The organism is Bradyrhizobium sp. NBAIM01, assembly GCF_020194115.1.
GTDB lineage: Bacteria > Pseudomonadota > Alphaproteobacteria > Rhizobiales > Xanthobacteraceae > Bradyrhizobium > Bradyrhizobium yuanmingense.
Genome location: NZ_JADYVU010000006.1, coordinates 1 through 22,884 on the forward strand (window position 1 = coordinate 1; position 22,884 = coordinate 22,884).

Here is a 22,884-nt window from a genome sequence, read left to right on the forward strand (position 1 = left end):
GTGCAGGCGGAGCGGGCGGCGCTGGAGGGGCCGGTGGGGCGATACTTGGCACGCTCGGCGACGTCTGGGCCAATCCCATCATGGTGGATGCACTCATCCGCGCTCGCGAAGGGACAATCGTTGTTCCGGAGCGACCGACCTCTCCGTATTTTTACTACTACGCGCCGGCCTTGCCGGGGATCGAAGACCCAGCCCAATTGGATCGCTGGGAGCCGTGGGTGCGCGCCTACACAGCGGTCGGGGAGATGCTGCAGGGCATCACCCTTCAGGTGTCGGGCGCCGATCCGAACGCATTCCTGGTTCGCTCGTCCGCATACGTGATTGCGGAGATAGGGCGTCCGGTCCAATCGACGTTTCAAGACCAGATTGAGATGGTCGTGAGCTGGGCCGAGCTGCGCAACGAACGCGCCACAGAAATCATGGCGCAGATCGATCCCCAGTATGCCTTCTGGTCCTCGATCGTCTACCTGCATCCCGAGAGGACCAGGCGGACATTCGAGCTCATCAACATGGTCCTGCAATTCTGCGTTTACGTGGAAATGCGCTTCAAGCATGCGCTGGGGTGCTCGCGTCCCGTGGAATACAACGCCCAGGTTCAGCCGATGATCACGACGCCGGGACACGGAAGTTTCCCGAGCGGACATGCGACGCAGGCTTACGCGGTAGCCTACGTGCTGAAACGGCTATTGAGCCTGCATAAGACGACACCCGGATTCCCCCAGATCGTCGAGCAGCTCGATCGCCAGGCGGCACGGATCGCAACCAACCGGGTCGTGGCCGGAATGCATTTTCCGGTCGACAGCATGGCAGGACGGATGCTGGGTATCGCCTTGGGCGAGTACTTCGTCGGCCGTTGTCTCGGGAGCACGGCAACCAAGAGCCGCAAATTCAACGCCAGCCACGCCGACAGTAACTCTCGCACGGATTTCAATCCCTTCCACGCTGACCAGGCGCTCAATGCCAACAAGTTCTATTCGGAAACCACAGGAGGGACTGTTACGCAGTCCCTCCTGATGAAGGAACTATGGGACAAGGCCTACTACGAAGTTTCGACAAGATTTCCGTAGGAAACACGTCCCTGCAACCGAAGTGGAGAGCATTCCATGGCCGAGGAATTGCCGAGATGCTTCGACCCGTACCTCCGGTACGCAATCGCGAGCGAATTTAAGAACTTCGATTTTTTCGACGAGCAGGAGTCCAAGCTATTCCTGTTCGTGGAGCTTAAGCACGCCGGGCTGGCCGATAATTTTGTGAGAGCCATGAGTCCTAGTGACTTCGGCGCCGAATTCGGGCTGACCAGCCCGAACTCGCGATATCTGACCATGCGGGCTTACATAAGGGCTGTCGAGAAGGACAGTTTCCGGGCGTGGGACGACAACGTATCCCGGGTCGAGCTGTCCCTCCCGTTGAAGCCGACGGCCATACAAAAGGGTGCGCAGCGCAACAGGTCCGCGAGCGAACAACCACCGACACCTCTCCTCATCGGCGTGATCGACGATGGCTGTCCGTTCGCGGCCGCTCAGTTTGTCAAAAGGATCGCGGGTGTCGCAACCGGGACACGCGTGCGCGGCGTCTGGGATCAGAACGAGCACGCAGGCCGAGTCCCGATCCCGGTAGGTGCCGACGTCTTTGGCGAGAAGCCGTTCGATTTCAATTACGGCCTCGAGTTCCTTCGAGACTCCATATCCGGCGTGGTTGGACTCAACGACTGGATCCAGTTGCACAAGAGGGCAAACACGATCGACGAGGATGGCTGCTACGCGCGTGGAGGTTTCAAGACCCTCAAGCATCAGGCCTCGCATGGCGCACATGTAATGGATGTCCTCGCCGGACGCATTCCGCTCTCGGCACGCATCGCGCGCCGCGATCCGCCAAGTTGGCAGCCCGGAGATCCCCTGACCGATCCCGCTTGCGAAGCAGATATCGTGTTCGTGCAGTTTCCCGAGAGCTGCCTTCGTGACGCGACCGGCGTCTGGCTGAAAGGTTACGTCGCCGATGCAGTCGATTACATCATGTCATTTGTCAATTCTGGCACAACGAACGTGGTGATCAATGTCAGCTACGGGCCGACAACCGGACCTCACAACGGCACGTCGGAGCTCGAGGGCAAGCTGAGGGAGCTTGTCACCCACTATGACGGCGTTTCCGTAAGTCCAAAGCTCGACGTCTTCCTGCCTGCCGGCAACAACTATCTGAGCGATGGGCACATCCATTTCGTCAGGCAAAGCATGGCAGAGCCCGACCATGTCGAATGGACGTGGCGCCTTCCCCCCGACAATACCGTGCTCTGCTTTGCCGAAGTCTGGATGAAGAAGAACTGCACGGACAATGTCATTGTTACGCTCACCTCGCCCGGCGGTCGTAGCTCCTCGTCGACTGCCGGTCCAGCGCCTCCCGGTCCCCCACCCCCGCCGCCCGCTGCACCGGCGCTTCCGCCCTATACCGGTGCGTATGGCCCCGTTGACTGGGGTGACAACAGGGTGTGGCTGATTGCGGTCGAGCCCACCATCGCGGGAGCCGGCATGGTGCCCGAGCATGGGAATTGGAAGATCAAGGTGGAGGGCATCGAGTTGGGGAGCGAGGTTTATGCCTATGTGGCACGTACCGATCCGAACATGAACATGCGCACGGGTGCGAAGCGTTCGTACTTCATCGACGCCGGATGGGAGGCGGGCCGCGCGGCCGAGGCCGGCTGCACGTATGCCGGTGGGGAATTTGACAGGACCGGCTCGCTTGTTTCTCGCCTGGGCACCCTCAACGGGATCGGTACGGACAGCGTCGCGGGTGTGCACGTGGCCGGCGGCTACATTCTGTCGGCGCCGAAACGCAAGTCGCCTTATTCGTCGGCGGGCCCCGCACGAACCGGGCCGCTCCCACGGCGAGTTGGTCCCGACTATGCGCTGTTCTGCGACGAGTCAGATGCTCTGCAGGGTGTACGTGCCGGGGGCAATCGAAGCGGCGTGGTGTTTCGGCTCATCGGTACCAGTGCCGCCGCGCCGCAGCTGGCGCGATTGGTTGCGGATCGGCGACCGTTGACGGTGCACGATGCTCCAGCCAGCCCTCCGGACGAGAAGCGAGGTGATGGCGATCTCTATCCGCCGTGATGTGGGCGAAGAGCGCGCCAGCTGGAAGGGCATCCGGTCGGGGCAAGCTTCCGGCCGCCGCCGGCCTCGATGCAGAAGATCGCAGACACGCTCGCCAAGGAGAAGGCGCAGCTCTGGATCAACCACGACAACCGCCCAGCGCGACAGCCAGAGGATGGCGCCGGAGTTTTACCGACTGACCTTTCCCTGAGGCCGCTGCCACAAGGGTGGCAACAGCATCATGCTAGGGCCCGCGAAAGCTCCGTGACAGGAGAAGGTCGTGGGCGAGTGGGGCGGAGTTACGATCGCGCTTGTCTCGAGCAGCTTCGGCGGGACTGCCGCGGCCGTCACCCGCTACCTCGTCGGCGGCGCCGATCCCGTCCTGCTCGCGGCCCTGCGTTGGGGGATCGGCTTTCTCTGCCTGTTGCCTTGCGCGTTTCTGCTCGGCGTGTCGGCGGCGCTGGCGGCTGGCCTCGCGCAAAGCCCACCGGGCGCATGGCGCGGCGAGTGATCATGACCGGTGTGGTGTTCTGCATGGCGTTCTACAACGTGCTGTCGCGACCGCTGATGCAGCGCTCGAGCGCGCTCGGTTTTCTCACCGTCGGCATGGGCGCGGGCGCCGTCGTACTGGTGCTGGCGGGGTTGGCGAAAGGCAGCTTTGCAGCGCTCGAGCACTTCACGGCGGCGCAATGGATTGCCGGCGTGCTGGTCAATCCGGCCGCCGGCCGGCGCGGATCAGGAACAGCGCGGCCAGCGCCGAGAGGCTGAGCGCGGATGAGACGATCAGCACCTTGGCGCCCATGAGGTCGATGAGCAGGCCAAAGGCGAGCGGCGCCACCGCCTGCGCCATCCGTGCCGGCGCGCCGATGATGCCGAGGCGATAGCCGAAATCCTTCGGGCCGAAGATCGACAGCGGCAGGGTGCCGCGGGCGATCGTCAGAATGCCGTTGCCGGAGCCGTGGAACAACGCGAACGCGCTCGCCGCAGCGCCACCGAAAATCGCAACGATCACGGCGCCGAGCGGGTGGGTGAGGCTGGCGAGCCGCGTCGACCACAGCGGATGGAAGCGGCTGAGGAAGCCGGCCTCCAGCATGCGGGCACCAACTTGCGCCGGCCCGATCAATGCGCCGGCCGCGATCGCCTCGGCTGGCGTTGCCCCCATCGTTTCCAGGATGCGCGGGAAATGCGCGGCCATCGCGCCGGTGACAGTCCAGACCGCCGCGAAGATGAAGGCCAGCAACATCATGGTGCGGTCGAGCGGCACATGCGGCTTCGCGGCCGCGGCTGCCGCCTGCTTGGCGCCCTTGATGACCGGCAGCATGAAGAAATTGAGCGGCAGGCCGATCAGGATATTGGCGGCGGCCCAGGCAAAACAGGTTTCGCGCCAGCCGATATGCGACAGGCCCCAGGCGGTGAGCGGCCAGCCGACGGTGGAGGCGAAGCCCGCCATCAGCGTGATGCCGGTGATCGGCCTGCGCGCCTCGGTGCCGTAGATGCGCCCCAAAGCGGCGAAGGCGGCATCGTAGAGCCCCATTGCCATGCCGATGCCGAGCGCCAGCCAGGCGATCGCCATCACCATCACCGACTGCGAGATGCCAAGCAGCACGAGGCCGGCGGCAATGGTCAGGTTGGACGCCGACAGCACCTGACGGCCGCCGACGAGATCGATCTGCCGTCCAATGCGCGGGCCCAGCATTGCGGAGATCACCAGCGCGGCCGAAAACGCACCGAAGATCCAGTTGGAGGAGACACCGAGCTCGCGTCCCATTGGGTCGGCGAGCAGCGCCGGCAGATAATAGCTGGAGGCCCAGGCGAGGGTCTGCGTGGTGCCGAGCGCCAGGATGATCGGGAGCTGGTGCCGGGTCATGTCCCCGTATTTTTGATCGGCCGTGTCATCGGCGCATTTGCAGCTCGCGGCGAGAGCGCGTCAACCGCGTCTGCGGCATATTCGACCTGCTGCCGGCGGGGAGCCTTTGGGTTGTATGCAGATACCCGCCTTCCGCTCGTCACGAATGCACGCCATAATGGCGCATGCAATTGACCTCGCGCCTTACGCTGATGAACTGGCTGACCGGCCAGGGGCTCACGGGCCTGCCTGAAATTGAACTGCTCCGCGGCTTCTGCGAGCGTTGCTGCGCCGAGGGGCTGGAACTGTCGCGTGGCCTCGTCGTCATCGACACGCTGCATCCGATCTATGAAGGCCGCGGCTTCCGCTGGAGCGATCGTCCCAGCAACGAGAGCGATGCCTTCGAATACGGCTCGACCGCCGACGGCGACGCCGCCAAGAGCTGGCGCCGCTCGGTGTTCTTCCACATGCTCGAGAATGGCCACGACGAGATGGTGATCGATCTCGCCGATGCGCCGTCGATGGATTTCTCGCAGATCGGCGAGCTCGCCGAGAAGGGCCACAAGCACTATCTCGCCTTCGTCCACCGCTTCGGCGAGAACGGGGCGCTCGGCCTGATGGATTGCCTCTATTCCTGCTGGACCACCCGCCGCGCGAGCGGGTTCTCCGGACTGGAGCTGGAAGCGCTGCGCGATCTGGTTCCGGTGTTGGGGCTCGCGATCAAGTCGGCGCAGCAGGTCGACATCGCGCGCACGCTCGGCCGGGTCTATCTCGGCCGCGACGCCTCCGAGCAGGTGCTGCGCGGGCGCATCTCGCGCGGCGTCACCGAGCGCATCAATGCCGTGCTTTGGTATTCGGACCTGCGCGGCTCGACCGGCATCAGCGAGAGCATCGGTCCCGACGAGATCATCCCGTTCCTCAACGACTATGCGCAGGCCGTGATCGATCCGATCCACGAAGCCGGCGGCGACGTACTGAAGCTGATCGGCGACGGCGTGCTCGCGATGTTCTGGGGCGAGGACATGGCGGATGCGCGGCGGGCCGCGCTCCGCGCCGAGCACCTGTTCCGCAAGAATGTCGCTGCGCTGAACGAACGGCGGGCGGCGGAGGGCCGTCCGACCACGTCAGCCTATATCGGCCTGCATGTCGGCGAGGTCTTCTACGGCAATATCGGCAGCGAGGACCGGCTTGATTTCACCGTGGTCGGCCCGACCGTCAACGAGGTCAGCCGCATCGCCTCGATGAGCCGCTCGGTGGATCGCGAGCTCTTGGCCTCGTCCGAATTCTACAAGGGCCTAGATGCTGCCGGCCGCCGCTATCTCGTCTCCACCGGCCGCTACGCGCTGCGCGGCATCGGCCGCGCGCAGGATCTCTACACGCTCGATCCGGAAGTCGACGCGAGCGAGCCGGTCAGGGGCAGCTACGAGCGCTATCTGGCGGGTTAGTCTCCGCGGCGTCACAGACGCCGTCATTGCGAGCGCAGCGAAGCAATCGAGGGTCCCTCAACGGAGGGACCTTGGATTGCGTCGTCGCTACGCTCCTCGCAATGCACTTGTGGTCAGCACCGCGCCGCCACCTCATCTCCCACCATGTCTGGCTGCCGGTCCAGTCCCACTGCCGGTGACAGCAGGATCACCAGCGCCTGCACGCCGAATAACGCCGCGGCGAGATAGAGGCATGCCTCCGCGCTCCAGAGGCCGCCGACGAGCGCGCCCAGCACTGAACCGAGCGGGCGGGCGCCGTAGCTCATGATGTTGATGGCGGAGACGCGGCCGAGCAGGCGCGGCGGCGTCACGGACTGGCGCAGCGTCGTGGTCGAGATCACCCATAGGATCGGGCCGACGCCGAGCAGGAAGAAGCTCAAGCCCGCGAGCCAGGGCGAGGGGACCAGCACCGTCAGCGCCATCACCAAGGCGGCGACAAAGCCGGTGACGGGGCCGAGCCCCACCACGGTGCCAAAGGCGATGCGCTTCATCACGCGCGTGGCGAGGAGCGCGCCGATCACCATGCCGACGCCGTACATCGTCAGCACCGTGCCGACACCGGCGGCGCTCAGACCGAGATGGCGCACGGCGTAGGGCACGAACACCGCGATCTGCAGGAACCAGCCGGTGTTGAAGATGAACTGGGTGATGAAGACCGGCCGCAGCAGCGGATGGTGAAACACGAAGGCCGCGCCCTCGCGGATCTCTTGCAGCGGATGCCGCCGGGGCGCCGGCGCACGTGCGGGCTCGTAGATGCCGGAGAGCAGCACGACCGCGATGGCCGAGAGCGCCGCGGCAAAGCCGAACGCCGGGCTCGCGCCCCACCACCCAACCAGCGCACCGCCGAGTGCAGGCCCGCTGGCGAAGGCGATGGTGCGCGCCAGCTCGATGCGCGCATTCGCCGCCGGCAACAAGTTAGAGCTCACCAGCGAGGGCACCAGCGCCGGTGCTGCCACGCTGTAAACGACGGTGCCGCACACGGCGGCGAAGCCGAGCAGGGCCAGCAGCGGCAGGTTGAGGGCTCCCAGCGCGAGCAGCAGCACGACGGCCGCGAGCGCCACCGCCCGCAGCGCCTCGGCGCTCGCCATCAGCCTGCGGCGGGAAATTCGGTCTGCAAACATACCGGCGGGGATGGCGAACAGGACGAAGGGCAGGGTGAGCGCGGTCTGCAGCAGGCCGGTCTGGCCTTCGGCCACCCCCAGCGTCAGCACGGCGACGATGGGCGCTGCCGCGAGCGCGATCTGCTCGGCCGACTGCGCTGCGAGATTGGACCAGGCGAGGCGGTTGAAAGTGTCAGGAAGGCGAGGCGGCGTTGACATGGCGCATATCCGGTAGAGGCGAATTTGCGCCAATGTTGGCCCCCGATGACCACCAAACCCACCCGCTTCCCGACAAGAGGCGATTTCCGCGATCGGCGGCGGGAATGCCCGTCGCTAGATGCAGTTGCAAATGAGTTGCAATAAGAATGAACTTGGGTATTCTGCCGATATGGATGCCCGATCACCCCACATAACTCCCGACCTCGCCGGCTGGCGCGCTGATGCGCCCACCACCAAAAGCCTCGCTGAGGTTAATTCCACCGTTGCCATTCCCGCCGCGGGCCGCTGGTGGCGCCGGCTGCTGGCCTTCGTCGGGCCGGGCTACCTCGTCTCGGTCGGCTATATGGACCCCGGCAATTGGGCGACCGATCTCGCCGGCGGGTCGAAGTTCGGCTACACGCTGCTCTCCGTCATCCTGATCTCGAACTTGATGGCGATCCTGCTCCAGTCGCTGGCGGCTCGGCTCGGCATCGTCACCGACCGCGATCTCGCGCAGGCCTGCCGCGCCTCCTATCCCCGGGTGGTGAACTTCCTGCTCTGGCTCGCCTGCGAGGCGGCCATCATCGCCTGCGATCTCGCCGAGGTGATCGGCACGGCGATCGCGCTGAAGCTGCTGTTCGGCATTCCCCTGATTGGCGGCGCATTGATTGCAGCCCTCGACGCCTTCCTGCTGCTGCTGCTGATGAACCGGGGCTTCCGCTTCCTGGAGGCTTTCGTCATCGCGCTGCTGGTGGTGATCGCCGTTTGCTTCGCGGTGCAGATCGCGGCGGCGGCTCCGCCGGTGGCAGAGGTCTTGCGGGGCTTCGTGCCCAAGAGCGAGATCTTCACCAATTCCGACATGCTCTACATCGCGATCGGCATCATCGGCGCCACCGTGATGCCGCACAATCTCTACCTGCACTCCTCGATCGTGCAGACGCGCGCTTATGAACGCAACGACACCGGCCGGCGCGAAGCGATCAAATGGGCGACGACGGACTCGACCATCGCGCTGATGCTGGCGCTGTTCATCAACGCCGCGATCCTTGTCGTCGCTGCTGCGACCTTCCACAAGAGCGGCCACTCCGACGTGGCCGGGATTGAGCAGGCGTTCGAACTGCTGTCGCCGCTGCTCGGCCTCGGCATCGCCTCGACGCTGTTCGCGGTGGCGCTGCTCGCCTCGGGCCTCAACTCGACGGTCACCGCGACGCTCGCTGGCCAGATCGTGATGGAGGGCTTTCTCGACCTGCGCCTGCCGAGCTGGGCGCGCCGCCTCTTGACCCGCGGCATCGCCATCATTCCCGTGATCATCGTCACCGCGATCTACGGTGAGCGCGGCACCGCGGATTTGCTTGTGTTCAGCCAGGTCGTGCTGTCGATGCAGCTGCCTTTCGCGGTGATCCCGCTGGTGCGCTTCGTCTCGGATCGGCGCAAGATGGGCAAGTTCGCGATCCCGATGTCGGTTGCCGCGGTCGCCTGGATCGTCGCGGGCATCATCGTGATTTTGAATCTGAAGTTGCTGGCAGATACGTTCTTTGGGTGAGTGGCGAATGGCGAGTAGCGAGTGGGGGCGTTCTCCTATTCGCTACTCGCCATTCACTAATCCTGCGGCTCGGACGCCGTGTCGCCCTGCGCGTCGATGCGCAGCCAGCCTGAGGGGGCGAGGCGCTGCTGCGGCAGGAAGCGGGCCTTGTAGTCCATCTTCTTGGAGCCTTCGATCCAGTAGCCGAGATAGACGTAAGGCAGCCCTTGCCGTCGCGCACGGGCGATATGGTCGAGGATCATGAAGGTGCCCATCGAGCGGCTGACCTGGCCAGGCTCGAAGAACGAATAGACCATCGACAGGCCGTCGCTGAGAACGTCGGTGAGCGCCACTGCGATCAGCTCCTCGCCGCGGCCGGTGATGCCGCTGTCGGGGCCGCGCTTGCGATATTCGATGATGCGGGTCTCGACGTGGCTGTCCTCGACCATCATGGCGTAGTCGAGCACGGTCATGTCGGCCATCCCGCCGTGGCGGTGGCGGGCGTCGAGATAGGCGCGGAACACCGAATATTGCTCGGAGGTCGGCACCGCGCTGCGCTGCTCGCCGATGATGTCGGCGTTGCGGGCCATCACCTTGCGGAAGTTGCGCGAGGGGCGGAACTCGTTGGCGATGACCCGGACCGAGACGCAGGCCCGGCACTGGTCGCAGGCGGGACGGTAGGCGATCGACTGGCTGCGGCGGAAACCGCCATGGGTGAGCAGGTCGTTGAGGTCACCGGCGCGGTCCCCGACCAGATGCGTGAACACCTTGCGCTCATGTCGGCCCGGCAAATACGGGCAGGGTGAGGGCGCCGTGAGGTAAAACTGGGGGGTGTCGCGCGAGTGCTGGGTCAAGGGACGTCGTGGGCCTCCGAAACAGGCATCAGCATCGCGCTCCAAAAGCCCCCGGTCAATCGATTAGCTCACCACGTCCGCGCCGCCTGCGGTGCGGGTATGCGAACCGAATTGTTGATCACGACCGTTCCCAGCACGAAATCGTGCAGCAGGCGCCGGCGGCCGTTGAACAGGCCGACCAGCACCACGAACGGCGACAGGAACGAGACCGTCACCCAGAACAGCACGGCATGGGTGGCGCCGAGCACGAAGTAGCCGGGCGCGCCGTACCAGGTGCGCAGCTCCAGGTCCATCAGGCGCATGCCGACCGTGGCGGAGGACGCACCGCCGATGCTGGCGCCGTAATAGACGATAGCCCAGATCACGGAGGCCGGCCAGGCGATCCAGAACAGCGCCCAGCCGATGCCGAGGGTGACCACGCCGAACAAGGCGATGAAGATGTAGCCGAGGATCACCGGCACCGAGATCACGACCATGTCGATCAGGAAGGCGAACACCCGCCGCGTCGCGACGCCCCGGAACAGTTCCGGATGCAGGTCAGGGTCGTAGGCATGCGGTTGCATGGCGCCGTCATTGCGCCAGCCGCCTGAATTGCCCGAGTTGTACGACATGGTCGGTTCTCCCAGCGAAGCTCCCCTCGCAGGACATGGGAACAGGCCATGCCCGTGCCAAGGGCGCGCGGGCGGCAGCAAGCCGAAATATTCCGGCGATTCGGGGGCGGTGATCGGGCGGTCCTGTAGGGTGGGCAAAGGCGCGCTTGCGCCGTGCCCACCATTGCCCGCCGACTTACACGATGGATGAATCGGTGGGCCCGCTTCGCTTGGCCCACCCTACGACAGCTTACGTCTTGCCCCGCAGCTTCTCCGCCGCCTTCGGCGCAAAATAGCTCAGCACACCGTCGGCGCCGGCGCGTTTGAAGGCGAGCAGGCTTTCCATCATGGCACGGTCGCCGTCGAGCCAGCCGTTGTTCGCGGCTGCGGCGATCATCGCGTATTCGCCGGAGACCTGATAGGCGAAGGTCGGCATCGCAAACGTGTCCTTCACGCGGCGGACCACGTCGAGATAGGGCATGCCGGGCTTCACCATCACCATGTCGGCGCCCTCGGCGATGTCGAGCTCGACCTCGCGCAGCGCTTCATCGGTGTTGGCGCTATCCATCTGATAGGTGCGCTTGTCGCCGGTGAGCGTCTTGGCCGAGCCGATGGCGTCGCGGAACGGACCATAGAAGGCGGAGGCGTATTTCGCGGCATAGGCCATGATCTGCACGTCGAGCAGGCCGGCGCGGTCCAGCCCCTCGCGGATCGCGGCGACGCGGCCGTCCATCATGTCGGAGGGCGCGATGATGTCGCAGCCGGCTTCGGCCTGCACCAAGGCCTGACGCACCAGCACGGCGACCGTCTCGTCATTCAGGATCTTGCCGTCGGAGATCAGGCCGTCATGGCCGTGGCTGGTGAAGGGATCGAGCGCGACGTCGCAGAGGATACCGATCTCCGGAAACTCCTTCTTGATCGCGCGCACGGCCTGGCAGACCAGGTTGTTCGGGTTGGTGGCTTCCGAGCCTTCCTCGTCGCGCAGGGACGGATCGGTGTAGGGAAACAGCGCGATGCAGGGGATGGTCAGCTTCATCGCGCGCTCGGCCTCGCGCACGGCCTGGTCGACGCTGAGGCGGTCGACGCCGGGCATCGAGGCGACCTGCTCGCGCTTGTTGGTGCCGTCGATCAGGAACAGCGGCCAGATCAGGTCGTCGGTGGTGAGGACGTTCTCGCGCACCATGCGCCGGGCCCACTCGGCCTTGCGGTTGCGGCGCGGACGGACGGTCAGATCGAGGGCATGCGGCACTGCCGTGCTGTCCCGGCGCGAAACGTCGCGCAATTCGATCGGACGTCCGTATTTGATCGCCATCACTCTTCCTCCGGCTGGAATTATTCTTATACCAGCTCGCATGGTTCCCGTCACCGCGGCTTGACCTGCCGCAAGGCAGATCTGAACCTGACTTGGGCAGCCGATTGATTTTGCGGGCCGAAGCAGCCAGAAGGGGCCATGTCCGAGATCTCCACCCGCGATGCGGCCCAAGGCGGCGCCAATGCCAGGGAAGCTGCCCGTGACACTGCCCGAGAGAGCGCGCTCTCAGTGGCGGCGATCTCCTCGGAGCGCTCGGAGTCCGACGACAATGTCTGGACCCGACGGCTGGTGCTGTTCCTGCGGGTGATGGCGCTGCTCTCGATCCTGAAAGGCCTCTATCACTGGGCGCAGGTCACGGGCTTCGTCGGCGGCGAGGACGAGGCGTTCGAGAACCAGTCGATGGCCTGGCAGGCCGCGACGGTCTACTTCGCGGTGATCGAGCTCGTCGCCGCCGTCGGCCTCTGGCTGGCGACGCCCTGGGGCGCGGTGGTGTGGCTGACGACCGTGGTGTCGATGGCCGTGATCGAGCTGATGTTCCCGGGAATCTACGGCGGCAGCCTCGTCGTGGTCGGCGTCGAGGTCTTCATGCTTGCCGCTTATCTTGCGCTCGCCTGGATGGCCGCGCGCGAGCGGCCGCCGTAGCGCGCAGAGATTCACGCTCACGCTCTCGTGCCCCGGACGCAATGCAGCACGCCGAAGTTTGCGGCGTGATGCGTTGCAGAGCCGGGGCCCATCTTTCCGATATCTCGCTTTTGGCTTCTGGGATCCCGGGTCTGCGCGCCGCTTGCTGCGCTTGTCCGGGACAGGAGAATGTTGCGTTTGGTTGACCGCTGGTTGCCTAAAATTCGCGGTAAGTTTTCATTGACCAGCCGGTTCCGCCACAGCTCTTACGCGTGCGTTTCGAAACGGGGCGGGGCTGTTCTGGAATGCGACAACAGCGGCGGACGGAGGGTGAACAGGACCTTGCGAAGGTCAACAGAGGCTTTCAAAAAGTACTTGTGGCACAGGCTTAATGCGCAATTCACTGTCTTAAATTCATGATCTCTTTATTCTCTTATTTAAGCCGATCTTCAAACGCCCCTCTTAAGTTGCACCTATCAGACGGGACACAAGTTTCGTCGAATAAGTGTCGATAAAAACGACAACAGGGGAAGTGTCATGATGAAAGCCGTCGCAACTGCGGCAGATACCGCAGAGCGCGTCTCCGGCCAGCAGGGTTCGGTGCAGTCGCTCTATCTGGAAGCTTTGACTCTGGTGGAGCGGCTGCATCGCCGGCTCCTCGACGTGATCAAGGACGAATTCGATCGCCGCGGCCGCGCGGACATCAACTCGGTCCAGGCGCTCTTGCTCTACAACATCGGCGACAAGGAGCTGACCGCGGGCGAATTGCGCACGCGCGGTTACTATCTCGGCTCCAACGTCTCCTACAATCTGAAGAAGCTCGTCGAGCTCGGCTTCCTCGATCATCAGCGCTCGCGGGTCGATCGCCGCTCGGTGCGCATCCGCCTGACCCCGCAGGGCCAGGAAGTCCGCCGCATCGTCGATGCGCTCTACCAGAAGCACGTCAAGACGGTGGAGCAGGTCGGCGGCATCTCCGGCGACGAGTTCGCGACCCTCAACAAGTCGCTGCACCGCCTGGAGCGGTTCTGGACCGACCAGATCCTCTATCGCCTCTGAGTTCTAAAGGGATATGGGCGAAGCCGGCCCGCAACAAGACCGGCAGCCCTCCCGAACGTGCCTGACTTCCCCAAGCGCGCCGGTCCGGAGTTGCCCCGGACCGGTGCGTTGATATTTTTTTGCACCTGCGAAAAAATCCCCCCGGCAGCCAGGAACCAGTTCCGGGCTCGGCGCTTATCTTCTTCGGATCGGAGAAACGGCGATGCTGGTCGAGCGCGGGCTTCGGGTGATGAACGTGGAACTCGTCAGCGAGGCCTACGCCATCGCCGCGAACTACCTTCGCCGCTCCGGCGCAATCCCGGACACTCTCGTCACCGACGACCGCCTGCTTCACCTGATCGTCAAGCTGCTCCAGCAGGGCGAATTCAACAAGATCAGGCTGGCCAACAGGGCGATCGCCCGGTTCCAGGCGCAGACCGAGGCCAGAGCGGTTGGCTGATCAAAACCCCCAAGATCCCGACCAACCAGAGGATGCCATGGAAGCTGCCATCGACCGCATCATGCAGACCTACGACCTGCTCGCCAACCGCACCGCGGCGGCCAGCGCCGAGGCGCGTGAAAAGGTCACGAACTACCTCAACATCCTGATGGAAGCCGGCGAGACCGACACCCATAGGTTGACGGTCTGCGGCCTGACCTATCTGCGCCAGCTCGACGGCAGCGTCGACCCCGTGAAGGCGGGGTATACCGGGCTGTAAAACGACGCCGGCTGCCCCGGCGGCAGCTGGCAAGAAATAAGGCCCAAAGCGGCCCCACCCGGATATTGACGGGGAGCGGATCTCGCAAGACCGCTCCCGGGCTGAAAACCTCCAATCCCACCATATCTTGCATAAATATCAGCCCCGACCCGCAAATGCTTGGCCGCGGTCGGCCGATGTGGTAGATCGCGCGTGCTTCCGACCGCCACACCAGACCCGCCCGTAGCCCGCCAAAAGGCTGCGGCGGTGGAGATATTCGCAAGATGACCGCACCCAAGTCCGCCTCCGCGCCCGATTCGTTTTTCACCGCCTCGCTCGAGCAGGCCGATCCGGAAATCGCTGCCGCCATCAAGGGTGAGCTCGGTCGGCAGCGCCACGAGGTCGAGCTGATCGCCTCCGAGAACATCGTCAGCCGGGCCGTGCTGGAAGCGCAGGGTTCGGTCATGACCAACAAATACGCGGAAGGTTATCCGGGCGCGCGCTATTACGGCGGTTGTGAGTGGGTCGACGTCGCCGAGAACCTTGCGATCGATCGTGCCAAGAAGCTGTTCGGCGCCAGTTTTGCCAACGTGCAGCCGAACTCCGGCAGCCAAATGAACCAGGCGGTGTTCCTGGCGCTGCTGCAGCCGGGCGACACCTTCATGGGTCTCGATCTCGCCGCCGGCGGCCATCTCACCCATGGCTCGCCCGTGAACATGAGCGGCAAGTGGTTCAAGGCCGCGCATTACACCGTGCGCCGCGAGGACCAGATCATCGACATGGATGCCGTGGCCAAGCAGGCCGAAGAGGTCAAGCCGAAGCTGATCATCGCCGGCGGCTCGGCCTATTCGCGCGCCTGGGACTTCAAGCGTTTCCGCGAGATCGCCGACAGCGTCGGCGCTTACCTGCTGGTCGACATGGCGCATTTCGCTGGGCTCGTCGCCGGCGGCGTGCATGCTTCCCCGGTGCCGTATGCGCACGTCACCACCACCACGACGCACAAGTCGCTGCGTGGTCCGCGCGGCGGCCTGATGCTGTGGAATGACGAGACGCTGACCAAGAAGCTCAACTCGGCGATCTTCCCGGGCCTGCAGGGCGGTCCTTTGATGCACGTGATTGCAGCCAAGGCGGTCGCCTTCGGCGAGGCGCTGCGTCCGGATTTCAAGGTCTACGCCAAGAACATCGTCGAGAACGCCAAGGCCTTGGCCGAGACGTTGAAGGGCCATGGTCTCGATATCGTCTCCGGCGGCACCGACAATCATCTGATGCTGGTCGATCTCCGGCCGAAGGGCCTGAAGGGCAACGTCTCGGAGAAGGCGCTGGTTCGCGCCGCCATCACCTGCAACAAGAACGGCATTCCGTTCGACCCGGAATCGCCCTTTGTGACCTCGGGCATTCGGCTCGGCACGCCGGCTGCGACCAGCCGCGGCTTCGGCGTGGCCGAATTCCAGCAGGTCGGCGGCATGATCGCCGAGGTCCTCAATGCGATCGCGCAATCCTCCGACGGCAAGGCGCCGCTGGTGGAGGCTGCGATCAAGGAACGGGTCAAGGCGCTCACCGACCGGTTCCCGATCTACCAGTAAAGGCGCCGCATGATCCGGAAAAGTGGGTACCGGTTTTCCGAAGAGATCATGCGAAAATAAAGGTCACACGGATGCGCTGCCCGAACTGCAACAGTCTCGATACGCAGGTGAAGGACTCGCGTCCGACCGAGGACTCGTCCGTGATCCGCAGGCGGCGCGTGTGCGTCGCCTGCAATTTCCGCTTCACCACCTTCGAGCGCGTACAGCTGCGCGAGCTCACGGTGATCAAACGCAACGGCCGCCGCGTGCCGTTCGATCGCGACAAGCTGATGCGCTCGGTGCAGATCTCACTTCGCAAGCGGCAGGTCGAGCCGGAGCGCGTCGAGAAGATGGTCTCCACCATCGTGCGCGAGCTCGAGACCGGAGGCGAGGCCGAGATCTCCTCAGAGGTGATCGGCGAGACCGTGATGGAGCATCTGCGCACGCTCGACGACGTCGCCTATGTGCGCTTTGCCTCGGTCTACCGCAATTTCCGCGAGGCCAAGGATTTCGCCGACGTGCTCGGCGAGCTCTCCGGCGAGGAGGAAGCGCGGCTCGCCGCGATCCGCAAATGATCTTCCGCATTCTGGAAGACCAGTTCGCGCAGAAGGCCCGCGAGGCCAAGGATGCTGATCGCCGTTTCATGGAGCTGGCGCTTGCGCTCGGTCGGCGCGGGCAGGGCCGGACCTGGCCCAATCCGGCCGTGGGCGCCGTCATCGTCAAGGACGGCGTCATCGTCGGCCGCGGCTGGACGCAAGCAGGCGGACGTCCGCACGGTGAGCCCGAGGCGTTGCGGCGGGCGGGCGAAGCAGCGCGGGGTGCCACGCTCTACGTCACGCTGGAGCCGTGCTCTCATTTCGGCAAGTCGCCGCCTTGCGCCGATGCTGTGATCGCCGCCGGCATCAAGCGCGTGGTGGCGGCGATCGAGGACCCCAATCCGGAAGTTGCGGGCCAGGGCCATGCGCGCCTGCGCGCCGCCGGCATCAATGTGGACGTCGGTCTGTGCGCGGCGGAGGCCGCGTTCGACCATGCCGGCCATTTCCGCCGCATCCGGGACCAGCGTCCTCATGTGATCCTGAAGCTCGCGGTCTCGCCTGACGGCAAGATCGGTGCGGCCGGCGGCAAGCCGCTTGCGATCACGGGGGAGGCGGCACGCAACCGCGTGCATCTGCTCCGCGCGCAAAGCGATGCCATCCTGGTCGGCATCGGCACGGTGCTGGCGGATGATCCGCAGCTCAACTGCCGCCTGCCGGGCATGACGGCGCGCTCGCCGGTGCGCGTCGTGCTCGACCGGAGCCTGCGCATTCCCGCATCGAGCCAGCTGGTTCGGTCCGCGCGCGAGACGCCGCTTTGGGTGATCGCGTCCGAGCTTGCGGAAGCGGCCGCCGCGACGCGCCTTGGCGCGGCCGGTGCGCAAATCATGCGCATGCCTCCGGGGAGTGCATCCGGGCTCGATCTTTCGGCCGTGCTGCATGCGCTGGCGGACAAGGGCATCACACGGCTGATGGTCGAGGGCGGCAGCCGCGTTGCGGCATCGTTCGTCGCGGCCGATCTCGTCGACGAGGTCTGGCTGTTCCGCGGAGCGGAAGCGGTCGGCGAAGGCGGCGTCGATGCGCTCGATGCATTGCCCCTGTCGAAAATCACGCAGTCGCCGGCCTACAAGGTTCATGCTAGCGAGACCTGCGGCAAGGATAACCTCACCATCTACGAGCGCGCGTAATGTTCACCGGCATTGTCACCGATATCGGCGAGATCGTCAGCTTCACGCCAACGGCGCCGGGGCAGCTGCACCGGCTGCGGATCGCCTGCCGCTACGATCAGAGCACGATTGCGGACGGCGCCTCGATCGCCTGCAACGGTGTGTGCCTGACTGTGGTTGCCTCGGGCGTTGCGGATGGCAGGGACTCCAAGCAAAGGACCTGGTTCGACGTTGACACCGCGGCCGAGACGCTGGCGCTGACGACGGCCAAGCACTGGAAGGTCGGCACCAGGCTCAACCTCGAGCGCGCGCTGAAGATCGGCGATGAGCTCGGCGGCCATATCGTCGCCGGCCACGCCGATGGCATTGCAACCATCGTCAGCCGGGAGGACTTGCCGGATATGGCGCGGTTCGTGCTCTCGACGACGCGGGAGCTGGCACGGTTCATCGCCACCAAGGGCTCGATCACGCTCGACGGCGTCTCGCTGACGATCAATACGGTTGCAGACGTGACCTTTTCGGTGCTGATCATTCCGCACACGCTCGATGTCACGACGATCGGCAGCTGGAAGGCCGGGGATGAGGTTAATATCGAGGTCGACCTGATGGCCCGCTACGCGGCGCGGCTGACGGAAATGACGGTCTCTTAGAACTTGGCTTACCTGCTTCCGGCGACTACATAGCGCCGACCCCTTTCGAAACGGATTGAACGATGGCAGACGCGCGGCGCGCACCCCTGAAGGACCAGACCGACATTTCCGGCGCGCGCGCGCTGATTGTCGAGGCGCGGTTCTATGACGATCTCCAGGATGCGCTGCTGGACGGCGCGGTGGCCGAGCTGAAGGCGGCCGGCCTGACCCACGACGTCATTACGGTTCCCGGTGCGCTGGAGATCCCCGCGGCAGTCGCCATCGCGGTCGATGCCGCGGCGGCGAACGGCAGGCCCTATGATGCGGTGATCGCGCTCGGCTGCGTGATCCGCGGCGACACCATTCATTTCGAGATCGTCTCGCAGGAATCCTCGCGCGCGCTGATGGACCTCGCCGTGGCGCGGAAGCTGCCGCTCGGCAACGGCATCCTCACCGTCAACACCGAGGCGCAGGCCTGGGCGCGGGCGCGTGCCAGCGAGCTCAACAAGGGCGGCGATGCCGCGCGCGCCGCGCTTGCGATGCTGCGCATTAAACGCCGCCTGGCGCGGGCCTGAAGCCATGGCCGATAACACCAAGAAGCCGACCGGCGTTGTCGAGAAGAAGGCGAACCGGCGCGGTGCGGCACGGCTCGCAGCCGTGCAGGCACTGTACCAGATGGACATCGCCGGTGCGGGCATCAACGACATCTTTGCCGAATTCGAAAGCCATTGGCTCGGCAACGAGGTCGAGGGCGAGACGTATCTGCCGGCGGAAGCCGCCTTTTTCCGCGACGTCGTCTCCGGCGTCGTCCGCGACCAGAAGAAGCTCGATCCTCTGATCGACGAGGCGCTGTCGAAGGGCTGGCCGCTCAAGCGGATCGAGGCGATCCTGCGGGCAGTGCTGCGGGCAGGAGCCTATGAGCTCCAGCATCGCAAGGACGTGCCGGGCCGGGTGGTGGTCTCCGAATATGTCGACGTCGCCAATGCTTTCGTCGACCGCGAGGAGACCGGCATGGTCAACGCCGTGCTCGACCAGATCGGCCGGCAGTTTCGCGGCGACGAGTTCGGGCGGGGGTAGTTTCCCGCGAGGGCGGTGAAGTGATGCGAGACGACTGCCCCATTCTTCGTCGTCATCACCCGCGAAGGCGGGTGATCCAGTACGCCGCGGCCTATCGGGCTAACACGACTGTCTCTCGAATACTGGATCGCCCGGTCAAGCCGGGCGATGACAGCGGTGGATGGGGCTGACGCCGATGGAAACCACACAAAATCCCTCCGGCGAAGACTCCCTCATCGCGCGCTATTTCAAACCGCTGGCGACCGATCCCGGCGCGTTCGGGTTGGTCGACGACGCGGCGGTGCTGTCCTCGTCCGGCGAGGACATCGTCGTCACCACCGACGCGGTGGTGGAGGGCGTGCATTATCTTGCCGGCGATCCGCCTGACAACATCGCGCGCAAGGCGCTGCGGGTGAACCTGTCCGATCTCGCGGCGAAAGGAGCGACGCCGGCAGGCTTCGTGCTGACGCTGGCGCTGCGCAGCAAGGAGGATGCCTGGCTGCGTCCCTTTGCGGACGCGCTGGGCGAGGATGCGAAGACCTTCGCTTGTCCTCTGCTCGGTGGCGACACGGTGTCGACGCCGGGCCCGCAGATGATCTCGATCACCGCCTTCGGCCGTGTGCCTCAGGGGCGGATGATCGGCCGCACCGGCGCAAGGCCGGGCGACCGCGTCCTGGTCACGGGCACGATCGGCGATGCCGCGCTCGGCCTCGACGTGCTCAAAGGCGGGGCTGCCGCCAGCGCGCTGACCTCCGATCCCGCTGCACGGGATTTTCTGGTCTCGCGCTATCGGGTGCCGCAGCCACGCAACGTGCTGGCGCCGGCCCTGCGCGATCATGCCACCGCGGCGATGGACGTCTCCGACGGGCTCGCCGGCGATCTGACCAAGCTCTGCGCCGCCTCCGGGGTCTCGGCCTCGGTCGACGTGACGAGCCTGCCACTCTCTGCCGCGGCAGCCAGCCTTCGCGCCCGCAACGTCGCGTCTGTCGAGACGCTGCTTGCCGGGGGCGACGACTACGAGGTGCTCTGCACCGTTCCGCCGGCACAATGCGAGACGCTGATTGCCGCGGGGCAGTCCCTCGGCGTTGCCGTGACTGCAATCGGTACCATCACGGAGGGGCAGAAGCCGCTGCGCTTCCTGGACGGGCAGGGCCAGGATCTGCTTTTGACGCGGCTGTCCTACAGCCACTTCTAGGAATTGCTCCAAACCGGCATCTGAGTTCTCAGCGCTTGGTCCTAAATACCTGCCAAGATCGGCCTTTTCGGGCTGATCCGGCGTTGCACCCTCAATGTGATTTTGGCAAGCTCGCGGCCGACTGGAGCCGTCCCTTAAGGGCAAGGGGGCGGCTTTGTTCAAAATCAAGGCGCTTCACCGCACGACGGACAACAAAAGGCGCCGGGGGTACATCAAGGATCTGAGGCAAACATCACATGACAGCATTATGGTTGATAGTGCTCTGCGGAGCGCTTTCCGTCGCCTACGCGATTTGGGCGACGTCTTCGGTCTTGGGCGCGGATGCGGGGTCGCCGCGCATGCAGGAGATCGCAGGGGCGGTGCGCGAAGGCGCACAAGCCTATCTCCGGCGGCAATACACCACGATCGGTATCGTCGGCATCGTCATCTTCGTACTGCTTGCCTATTTCCTCGGGCTCTATGTCGCGATCGGTTTCGCCATCGGCGCGATCCTGTCCGGCGCTGCGGGCTTCATCGGCATGAACGTCTCGGTCCGCGCCAATGTGCGCACCGCCCAGGCCGCGACGACGTCGCTGGCCGGCGGCCTGGAGCTCGCCTTCAAGGCGGGCGCCATCACCGGCCTTCTGGTGGCGGGTCTGGCGCTGCTCGGCGTGACGCTCTATTTCGGCTTCCTGGTCCATTCGCTGAAGCTCGCGCCGGATAGCCGCGTCGTCGTCGACGCCCTGGTGGCGCTCGGCTTCGGCGCCTCGCTGATCTCGATCTTCGCCCGTCTCGGCGGCGGCATCTTCACCAAGGGTGCGGACGTCGGCGGCGACCTCGTCGGCAAGGTCGAGGCCGGCATTCCCGAGGATGACCCGCGCAACCCTGCGACCATCGCCGACAACGTCGGCGACAACGTCGGCGACTGCGCCGGCATGGCCGCCGACCTGTTCGAGACCTATGCGGTGACCGCGGTCGCCACCATGGTCCTGGCGGCGATCTTCTTCGCCAAGACGCCGATCCTCGCCAACATGATGACGCTGCCGCTCGCGATCGGCGGCATCTGCATCATCACCTCGATCATCGGCACCTTCTTCGTCAAGCTCGGGCCGAGCCAGTCGATCATGGGCGCGCTTTACAAGGGCCTGATCGCAACGGGCATCCTGTCGCTGATCGGCATCGCCCTGGTGATCTACTACCTGATCGGCTTCGGCAAGCTCGAGGGCGTCAACTACACCGGCCTGGCGCTGTTCGAGTGCGGCGTGGTCGGTCTCATCGTCACCGCCCTGATCATCTGGATCACCGAATACTACACCGGGACCGACTATCGTCCGGTGAAGTCGATCGCCCAGTCCTCGGTCACCGGCCACGGCACCAACGTGATCCAGGGCCTCGCCATCTCGATGGAAGCGACCGCGTTGCCTGCGATCGTCATCATCGCCGGCATCCTGGTCACCTACAGCCTCGCCGGGCTGTTCGGCATCGCGATCGCGACCGCCACCATGCTGGCGCTGGCCGGCATGATCGTCGCCCTCGACGCCTTCGGCCCCGTCACCGACAATGCCGGCGGCATTGCCGAAATGGCGGGACTGCCGAAGGAGGTGCGCAAGTCGACCGACGCGCTCGACGCGGTCGGCAACACCACCAAGGCGGTCACCAAAGGCTACGCGATCGGCTCCGCTGGTCTCGGCGCCCTGGTGCTGTTCGCGGCCTACAACGAGGACCTCAAGTTCTTCGTGGCCCGCTCCGCGCAGCATCCCTACTTCGCCGGCGTCAATCCGGACTTCTCACTGAACAATCCCTACGTCGTGGTGGGCCTGCTGTTCGGCGGTCTGTTGCCGTACCTGTTCGGCGCGATGGGCATGACCGCGGTCGGCCGTGCGGCCGGTGCGATCGTCGAGGAGGTCCGTCGCCAATTCCGCGAGAAGCCGGGCATCATGCAGGGCACCGACAAGCCTGATTACGGCAAGGCGGTCGACTTGCTCACGCGCGCGGCAATCAAGGAGATGATCATCCCCTCGCTGCTGCCGGTGCTGTCGCCGATCGTCGTCTACTTCCTGATCTATGCGATCGCGGGCGGCGGCGCGGCCGGCAAGTCGGCGGCATTCTCGGCCGTCGGCGCCATGCTGCTCGGCGTCATCGTGACGGGCCTGTTCGTCGCGATCTCCATGACCTCGGGCGGCGGCGCCTGGGACAACGCCAAGAAGTACATCGAGGACGGTCATTTCGGCGGCAAGGGCTCTGATGCCCATAAGTCCGCGGTGACCGGCGATACCGTCGGCGATCCCTACAAGGACACGGCGGGACCTGCGGTGAACCCGATGATCAAGATCACCAATATCGTGGCCCTGCTGCTGCTGGCGATCCTGGCGCACTGAGCGGCGCTGACGCGACAAGAGAAAACCCCGCGGCGTGAGCCGC

At 65.1% G+C, this 22,884-nt stretch carries 23 protein-coding genes; 18 read left to right on the top strand and 5 right to left on the bottom strand.

The window, feature by feature from the left end:
* From I6F31_RS20305 to I6F31_RS20320, 4 genes are all read left to right on the top strand, one after another.
* Positions 1-1,067, top strand: a 1,067-nt coding sequence (locus I6F31_RS20305) for a phosphatase PAP2 family protein (RefSeq protein ID WP_225186015.1), incomplete at its 5' end; no start/stop codon positions are given.
* A 36-nt stretch (positions 1,068-1,103) separates the two neighbouring features.
* Positions 1,104-3,104 (top strand): hypothetical protein, encoded by a 2,001-nt coding sequence (locus I6F31_RS20310; protein ID WP_225186016.1) that lies wholly within the window; start codon positions 1,104-1,106, stop codon positions 3,102-3,104.
* A gap of 259 nt (positions 3,105-3,363) precedes the next feature.
* Complete coding sequence (locus I6F31_RS20315; RefSeq protein ID WP_225147205.1) at positions 3,364-3,594, top strand: hypothetical protein; 231 nt, start codon at positions 3,364-3,366, stop codon at positions 3,592-3,594.
* A gap of 2 nt (positions 3,595-3,596) precedes the next feature.
* Positions 3,597-3,851, top strand: coding sequence for a hypothetical protein (locus I6F31_RS20320; protein WP_225175091.1), 255 nt, complete (start codon positions 3,597-3,599; stop codon positions 3,849-3,851).
* Here I6F31_RS20320 and I6F31_RS20325 read toward each other — a convergent pair.
* Positions 3,793-4,950 (bottom strand): MFS transporter, encoded by a 1,158-nt coding sequence (locus I6F31_RS20325; RefSeq protein WP_225147203.1) that lies wholly within the window; start codon positions 4,948-4,950, stop codon positions 3,793-3,795. The two genes, I6F31_RS20320 and I6F31_RS20325, sit on opposite strands and share 59 nt — an antisense overlap.
* Before the next feature lie 164 nt (positions 4,951-5,114).
* Here I6F31_RS20325 and I6F31_RS20330 point away from each other — a divergent pair, with 164 nt between their 5' ends.
* A complete protein-coding gene (locus I6F31_RS20330) occupies positions 5,115-6,374 on the top strand; it encodes an adenylate/guanylate cyclase domain-containing protein (RefSeq protein WP_036014983.1) in 1,260 nt (419 codons plus the stop codon).
* A 113-nt stretch (positions 6,375-6,487) separates the two neighbouring features.
* Here the strand turns inward: I6F31_RS20330 and I6F31_RS20335 are convergent, their stop codons facing one another.
* Positions 6,488-7,732 carry an MFS transporter gene (locus I6F31_RS20335; protein WP_225186017.1) on the bottom strand — a complete coding sequence of 415 codons (1,245 nt, stop codon included), beginning with the start codon at positions 7,730-7,732 and terminating at the stop codon, positions 6,488-6,490.
* A 169-nt stretch (positions 7,733-7,901) separates the two neighbouring features.
* Here I6F31_RS20335 and I6F31_RS20340 point away from each other — a divergent pair, with 169 nt between their 5' ends.
* Positions 7,902-9,254, top strand: coding sequence for an Nramp family divalent metal transporter (locus tag I6F31_RS20340; RefSeq protein WP_036014980.1), 1,353 nt, complete (start codon positions 7,902-7,904; stop codon positions 9,252-9,254).
* 56 nt (positions 9,255-9,310) lie between these two features.
* Here I6F31_RS20340 and I6F31_RS20345 read toward each other — a convergent pair whose 3' ends face one another.
* The 3 genes from I6F31_RS20345 to hemB form a co-directional block, all read right to left on the bottom strand.
* On the bottom strand, positions 9,311-10,087 hold the full coding sequence (locus I6F31_RS20345) for an arginyltransferase (RefSeq protein WP_036014979.1): 777 nt from the start codon (positions 10,085-10,087) through the stop codon (positions 9,311-9,313).
* A gap of 68 nt (positions 10,088-10,155) precedes the next feature.
* Positions 10,156-10,698, bottom strand: a complete 543-nt coding sequence (locus tag I6F31_RS20350) for an RDD family protein (RefSeq protein ID WP_057029747.1) — start codon at positions 10,696-10,698, stop codon at positions 10,156-10,158.
* A gap of 229 nt (positions 10,699-10,927) precedes the next feature.
* Positions 10,928-11,989 (bottom strand): porphobilinogen synthase, encoded by a 1,062-nt coding sequence (gene hemB, locus I6F31_RS20355; RefSeq protein ID WP_225186018.1) that lies wholly within the window; start codon positions 11,987-11,989, stop codon positions 10,928-10,930.
* Positions 11,990-12,127: 138 nt separating this feature from the next.
* On the opposite strand from hemB, the gene I6F31_RS20360 reads away from it, so the two are divergent.
* The 12 genes from I6F31_RS20360 (at position 12,128) to I6F31_RS20415 (ending at position 22,841) form a co-directional block, all read left to right on the top strand.
* Positions 12,128-12,631: a DUF6163 family protein gene (locus I6F31_RS20360; RefSeq protein WP_225186019.1), complete on the top strand. Its 504-nt coding sequence runs from the start codon at positions 12,128-12,130 to the stop codon at positions 12,629-12,631.
* A gap of 516 nt (positions 12,632-13,147) precedes the next feature.
* Positions 13,148-13,666 (top strand): MarR family winged helix-turn-helix transcriptional regulator, encoded by a 519-nt coding sequence (locus I6F31_RS20365; protein WP_025036696.1) that lies wholly within the window; start codon positions 13,148-13,150, stop codon positions 13,664-13,666.
* 202 nt (positions 13,667-13,868) lie between these two features.
* Positions 13,869-14,105, top strand: coding sequence for a hypothetical protein (locus I6F31_RS20370; RefSeq protein WP_225186020.1), 237 nt, complete (start codon positions 13,869-13,871; stop codon positions 14,103-14,105).
* 37 nt (positions 14,106-14,142) lie between these two features.
* Positions 14,143-14,364, top strand: a complete 222-nt coding sequence (locus I6F31_RS20375) for a hypothetical protein (protein WP_025036694.1) — start codon at positions 14,143-14,145, stop codon at positions 14,362-14,364.
* A 263-nt stretch (positions 14,365-14,627) separates the two neighbouring features.
* A complete protein-coding gene (gene glyA / locus I6F31_RS20380; RefSeq protein WP_036010474.1) occupies positions 14,628-15,926 on the top strand; it encodes a serine hydroxymethyltransferase in 1,299 nt (432 codons plus the stop codon).
* Between the two features lie 71 nt (positions 15,927-15,997).
* Complete coding sequence (gene nrdR, locus I6F31_RS20385; RefSeq protein ID WP_011087793.1) at positions 15,998-16,480, top strand: transcriptional regulator NrdR; 483 nt, start codon at positions 15,998-16,000, stop codon at positions 16,478-16,480.
* Positions 16,477-17,625, top strand: a complete 1,149-nt coding sequence (gene ribD / locus I6F31_RS20390; RefSeq protein ID WP_225143240.1) for a bifunctional diaminohydroxyphosphoribosylaminopyrimidine deaminase/5-amino-6-(5-phosphoribosylamino)uracil reductase RibD — start codon at positions 16,477-16,479, stop codon at positions 17,623-17,625. The genes nrdR and ribD overlap by 4 nt, the downstream gene beginning before the upstream one ends.
* Positions 17,625-18,254 (top strand): riboflavin synthase, encoded by a 630-nt coding sequence (locus I6F31_RS20395; RefSeq protein ID WP_057029743.1) that lies wholly within the window; start codon positions 17,625-17,627, stop codon positions 18,252-18,254. The genes ribD and I6F31_RS20395 overlap by 1 nt, the downstream gene beginning before the upstream one ends.
* Positions 18,255-18,316: 62 nt before the next feature.
* On the top strand, positions 18,317-18,808 hold the full coding sequence (ribH, locus tag I6F31_RS20400; RefSeq protein WP_036010456.1) for a 6,7-dimethyl-8-ribityllumazine synthase: 492 nt from the start codon (positions 18,317-18,319) through the stop codon (positions 18,806-18,808).
* Between the two features lie 4 nt (positions 18,809-18,812).
* Positions 18,813-19,310, top strand: coding sequence for a transcription antitermination factor NusB (gene nusB / locus I6F31_RS20405; RefSeq protein ID WP_036010453.1), 498 nt, complete (start codon positions 18,813-18,815; stop codon positions 19,308-19,310).
* A gap of 175 nt (positions 19,311-19,485) precedes the next feature.
* On the top strand, positions 19,486-20,484 hold the full coding sequence (gene thiL, locus I6F31_RS20410; protein ID WP_225143241.1) for a thiamine-phosphate kinase: 999 nt from the start codon (positions 19,486-19,488) through the stop codon (positions 20,482-20,484).
* 236 nt (positions 20,485-20,720) lie between these two features.
* Positions 20,721-22,841 (top strand): sodium-translocating pyrophosphatase, encoded by a 2,121-nt coding sequence (locus tag I6F31_RS20415; RefSeq protein ID WP_036010450.1) that lies wholly within the window; start codon positions 20,721-20,723, stop codon positions 22,839-22,841.
* Positions 22,842-22,884 lie beyond the last annotated feature (43 nt).

Bases quoted from the DNA above. Each gene is read 5' to 3' on its own strand.
- I6F31_RS20310 (WP_225186016.1), top strand. From the start codon at position 1,104: ATGGCCGAGGAATTGCCGAGATGCTTCGACCCGTACCTCCGGTACGCA.
- I6F31_RS20320 (WP_225175091.1), top strand. From the start codon at position 3,597: ATGACCGGTGTGGTGTTCTGCATGGCGTTCTACAACGTGCTGTCGCGA.
- I6F31_RS20325 (WP_225147203.1), bottom strand. From the start codon at position 4,950: ATGACCCGGCACCAGCTCCCGATCATCCTGGCGCTCGGCACCACGCAG.
- I6F31_RS20330 (WP_036014983.1), top strand. From the start codon at position 5,115: ATGCAATTGACCTCGCGCCTTACGCTGATGAACTGGCTGACCGGCCAG.
- I6F31_RS20335 (WP_225186017.1), bottom strand. From the start codon at position 7,732: ATGTCAACGCCGCCTCGCCTTCCTGACACTTTCAACCGCCTCGCCTGG.
- I6F31_RS20340 (WP_036014980.1), top strand. From the start codon at position 7,902: ATGGATGCCCGATCACCCCACATAACTCCCGACCTCGCCGGCTGGCGC.
- I6F31_RS20350 (WP_057029747.1), bottom strand. From the start codon at position 10,698: ATGTCGTACAACTCGGGCAATTCAGGCGGCTGGCGCAATGACGGCGCC.
- hemB (WP_225186018.1), bottom strand. From the start codon at position 11,989: ATGGCGATCAAATACGGACGTCCGATCGAATTGCGCGACGTTTCGCGC.
- I6F31_RS20360 (WP_225186019.1), top strand. From the start codon at position 12,128: ATGTCCGAGATCTCCACCCGCGATGCGGCCCAAGGCGGCGCCAATGCC.
- I6F31_RS20365 (WP_025036696.1), top strand. From the start codon at position 13,148: ATGATGAAAGCCGTCGCAACTGCGGCAGATACCGCAGAGCGCGTCTCC.
- I6F31_RS20370 (WP_225186020.1), top strand. From the start codon at position 13,869: ATGCTGGTCGAGCGCGGGCTTCGGGTGATGAACGTGGAACTCGTCAGC.
- I6F31_RS20375 (WP_025036694.1), top strand. From the start codon at position 14,143: ATGGAAGCTGCCATCGACCGCATCATGCAGACCTACGACCTGCTCGCC.
- glyA (WP_036010474.1), top strand. From the start codon at position 14,628: ATGACCGCACCCAAGTCCGCCTCCGCGCCCGATTCGTTTTTCACCGCC.
- nrdR (WP_011087793.1), top strand. From the start codon at position 15,998: ATGCGCTGCCCGAACTGCAACAGTCTCGATACGCAGGTGAAGGACTCG.
- ribD (WP_225143240.1), top strand. From the start codon at position 16,477: ATGATCTTCCGCATTCTGGAAGACCAGTTCGCGCAGAAGGCCCGCGAG.
- I6F31_RS20395 (WP_057029743.1), top strand. From the start codon at position 17,625: ATGTTCACCGGCATTGTCACCGATATCGGCGAGATCGTCAGCTTCACG.
- ribH (WP_036010456.1), top strand. From the start codon at position 18,317: ATGGCAGACGCGCGGCGCGCACCCCTGAAGGACCAGACCGACATTTCC.
- nusB (WP_036010453.1), top strand. From the start codon at position 18,813: ATGGCCGATAACACCAAGAAGCCGACCGGCGTTGTCGAGAAGAAGGCG.
- thiL (WP_225143241.1), top strand. From the start codon at position 19,486: ATGGAAACCACACAAAATCCCTCCGGCGAAGACTCCCTCATCGCGCGC.
- I6F31_RS20415 (WP_036010450.1), top strand. From the start codon at position 20,721: ATGACAGCATTATGGTTGATAGTGCTCTGCGGAGCGCTTTCCGTCGCC.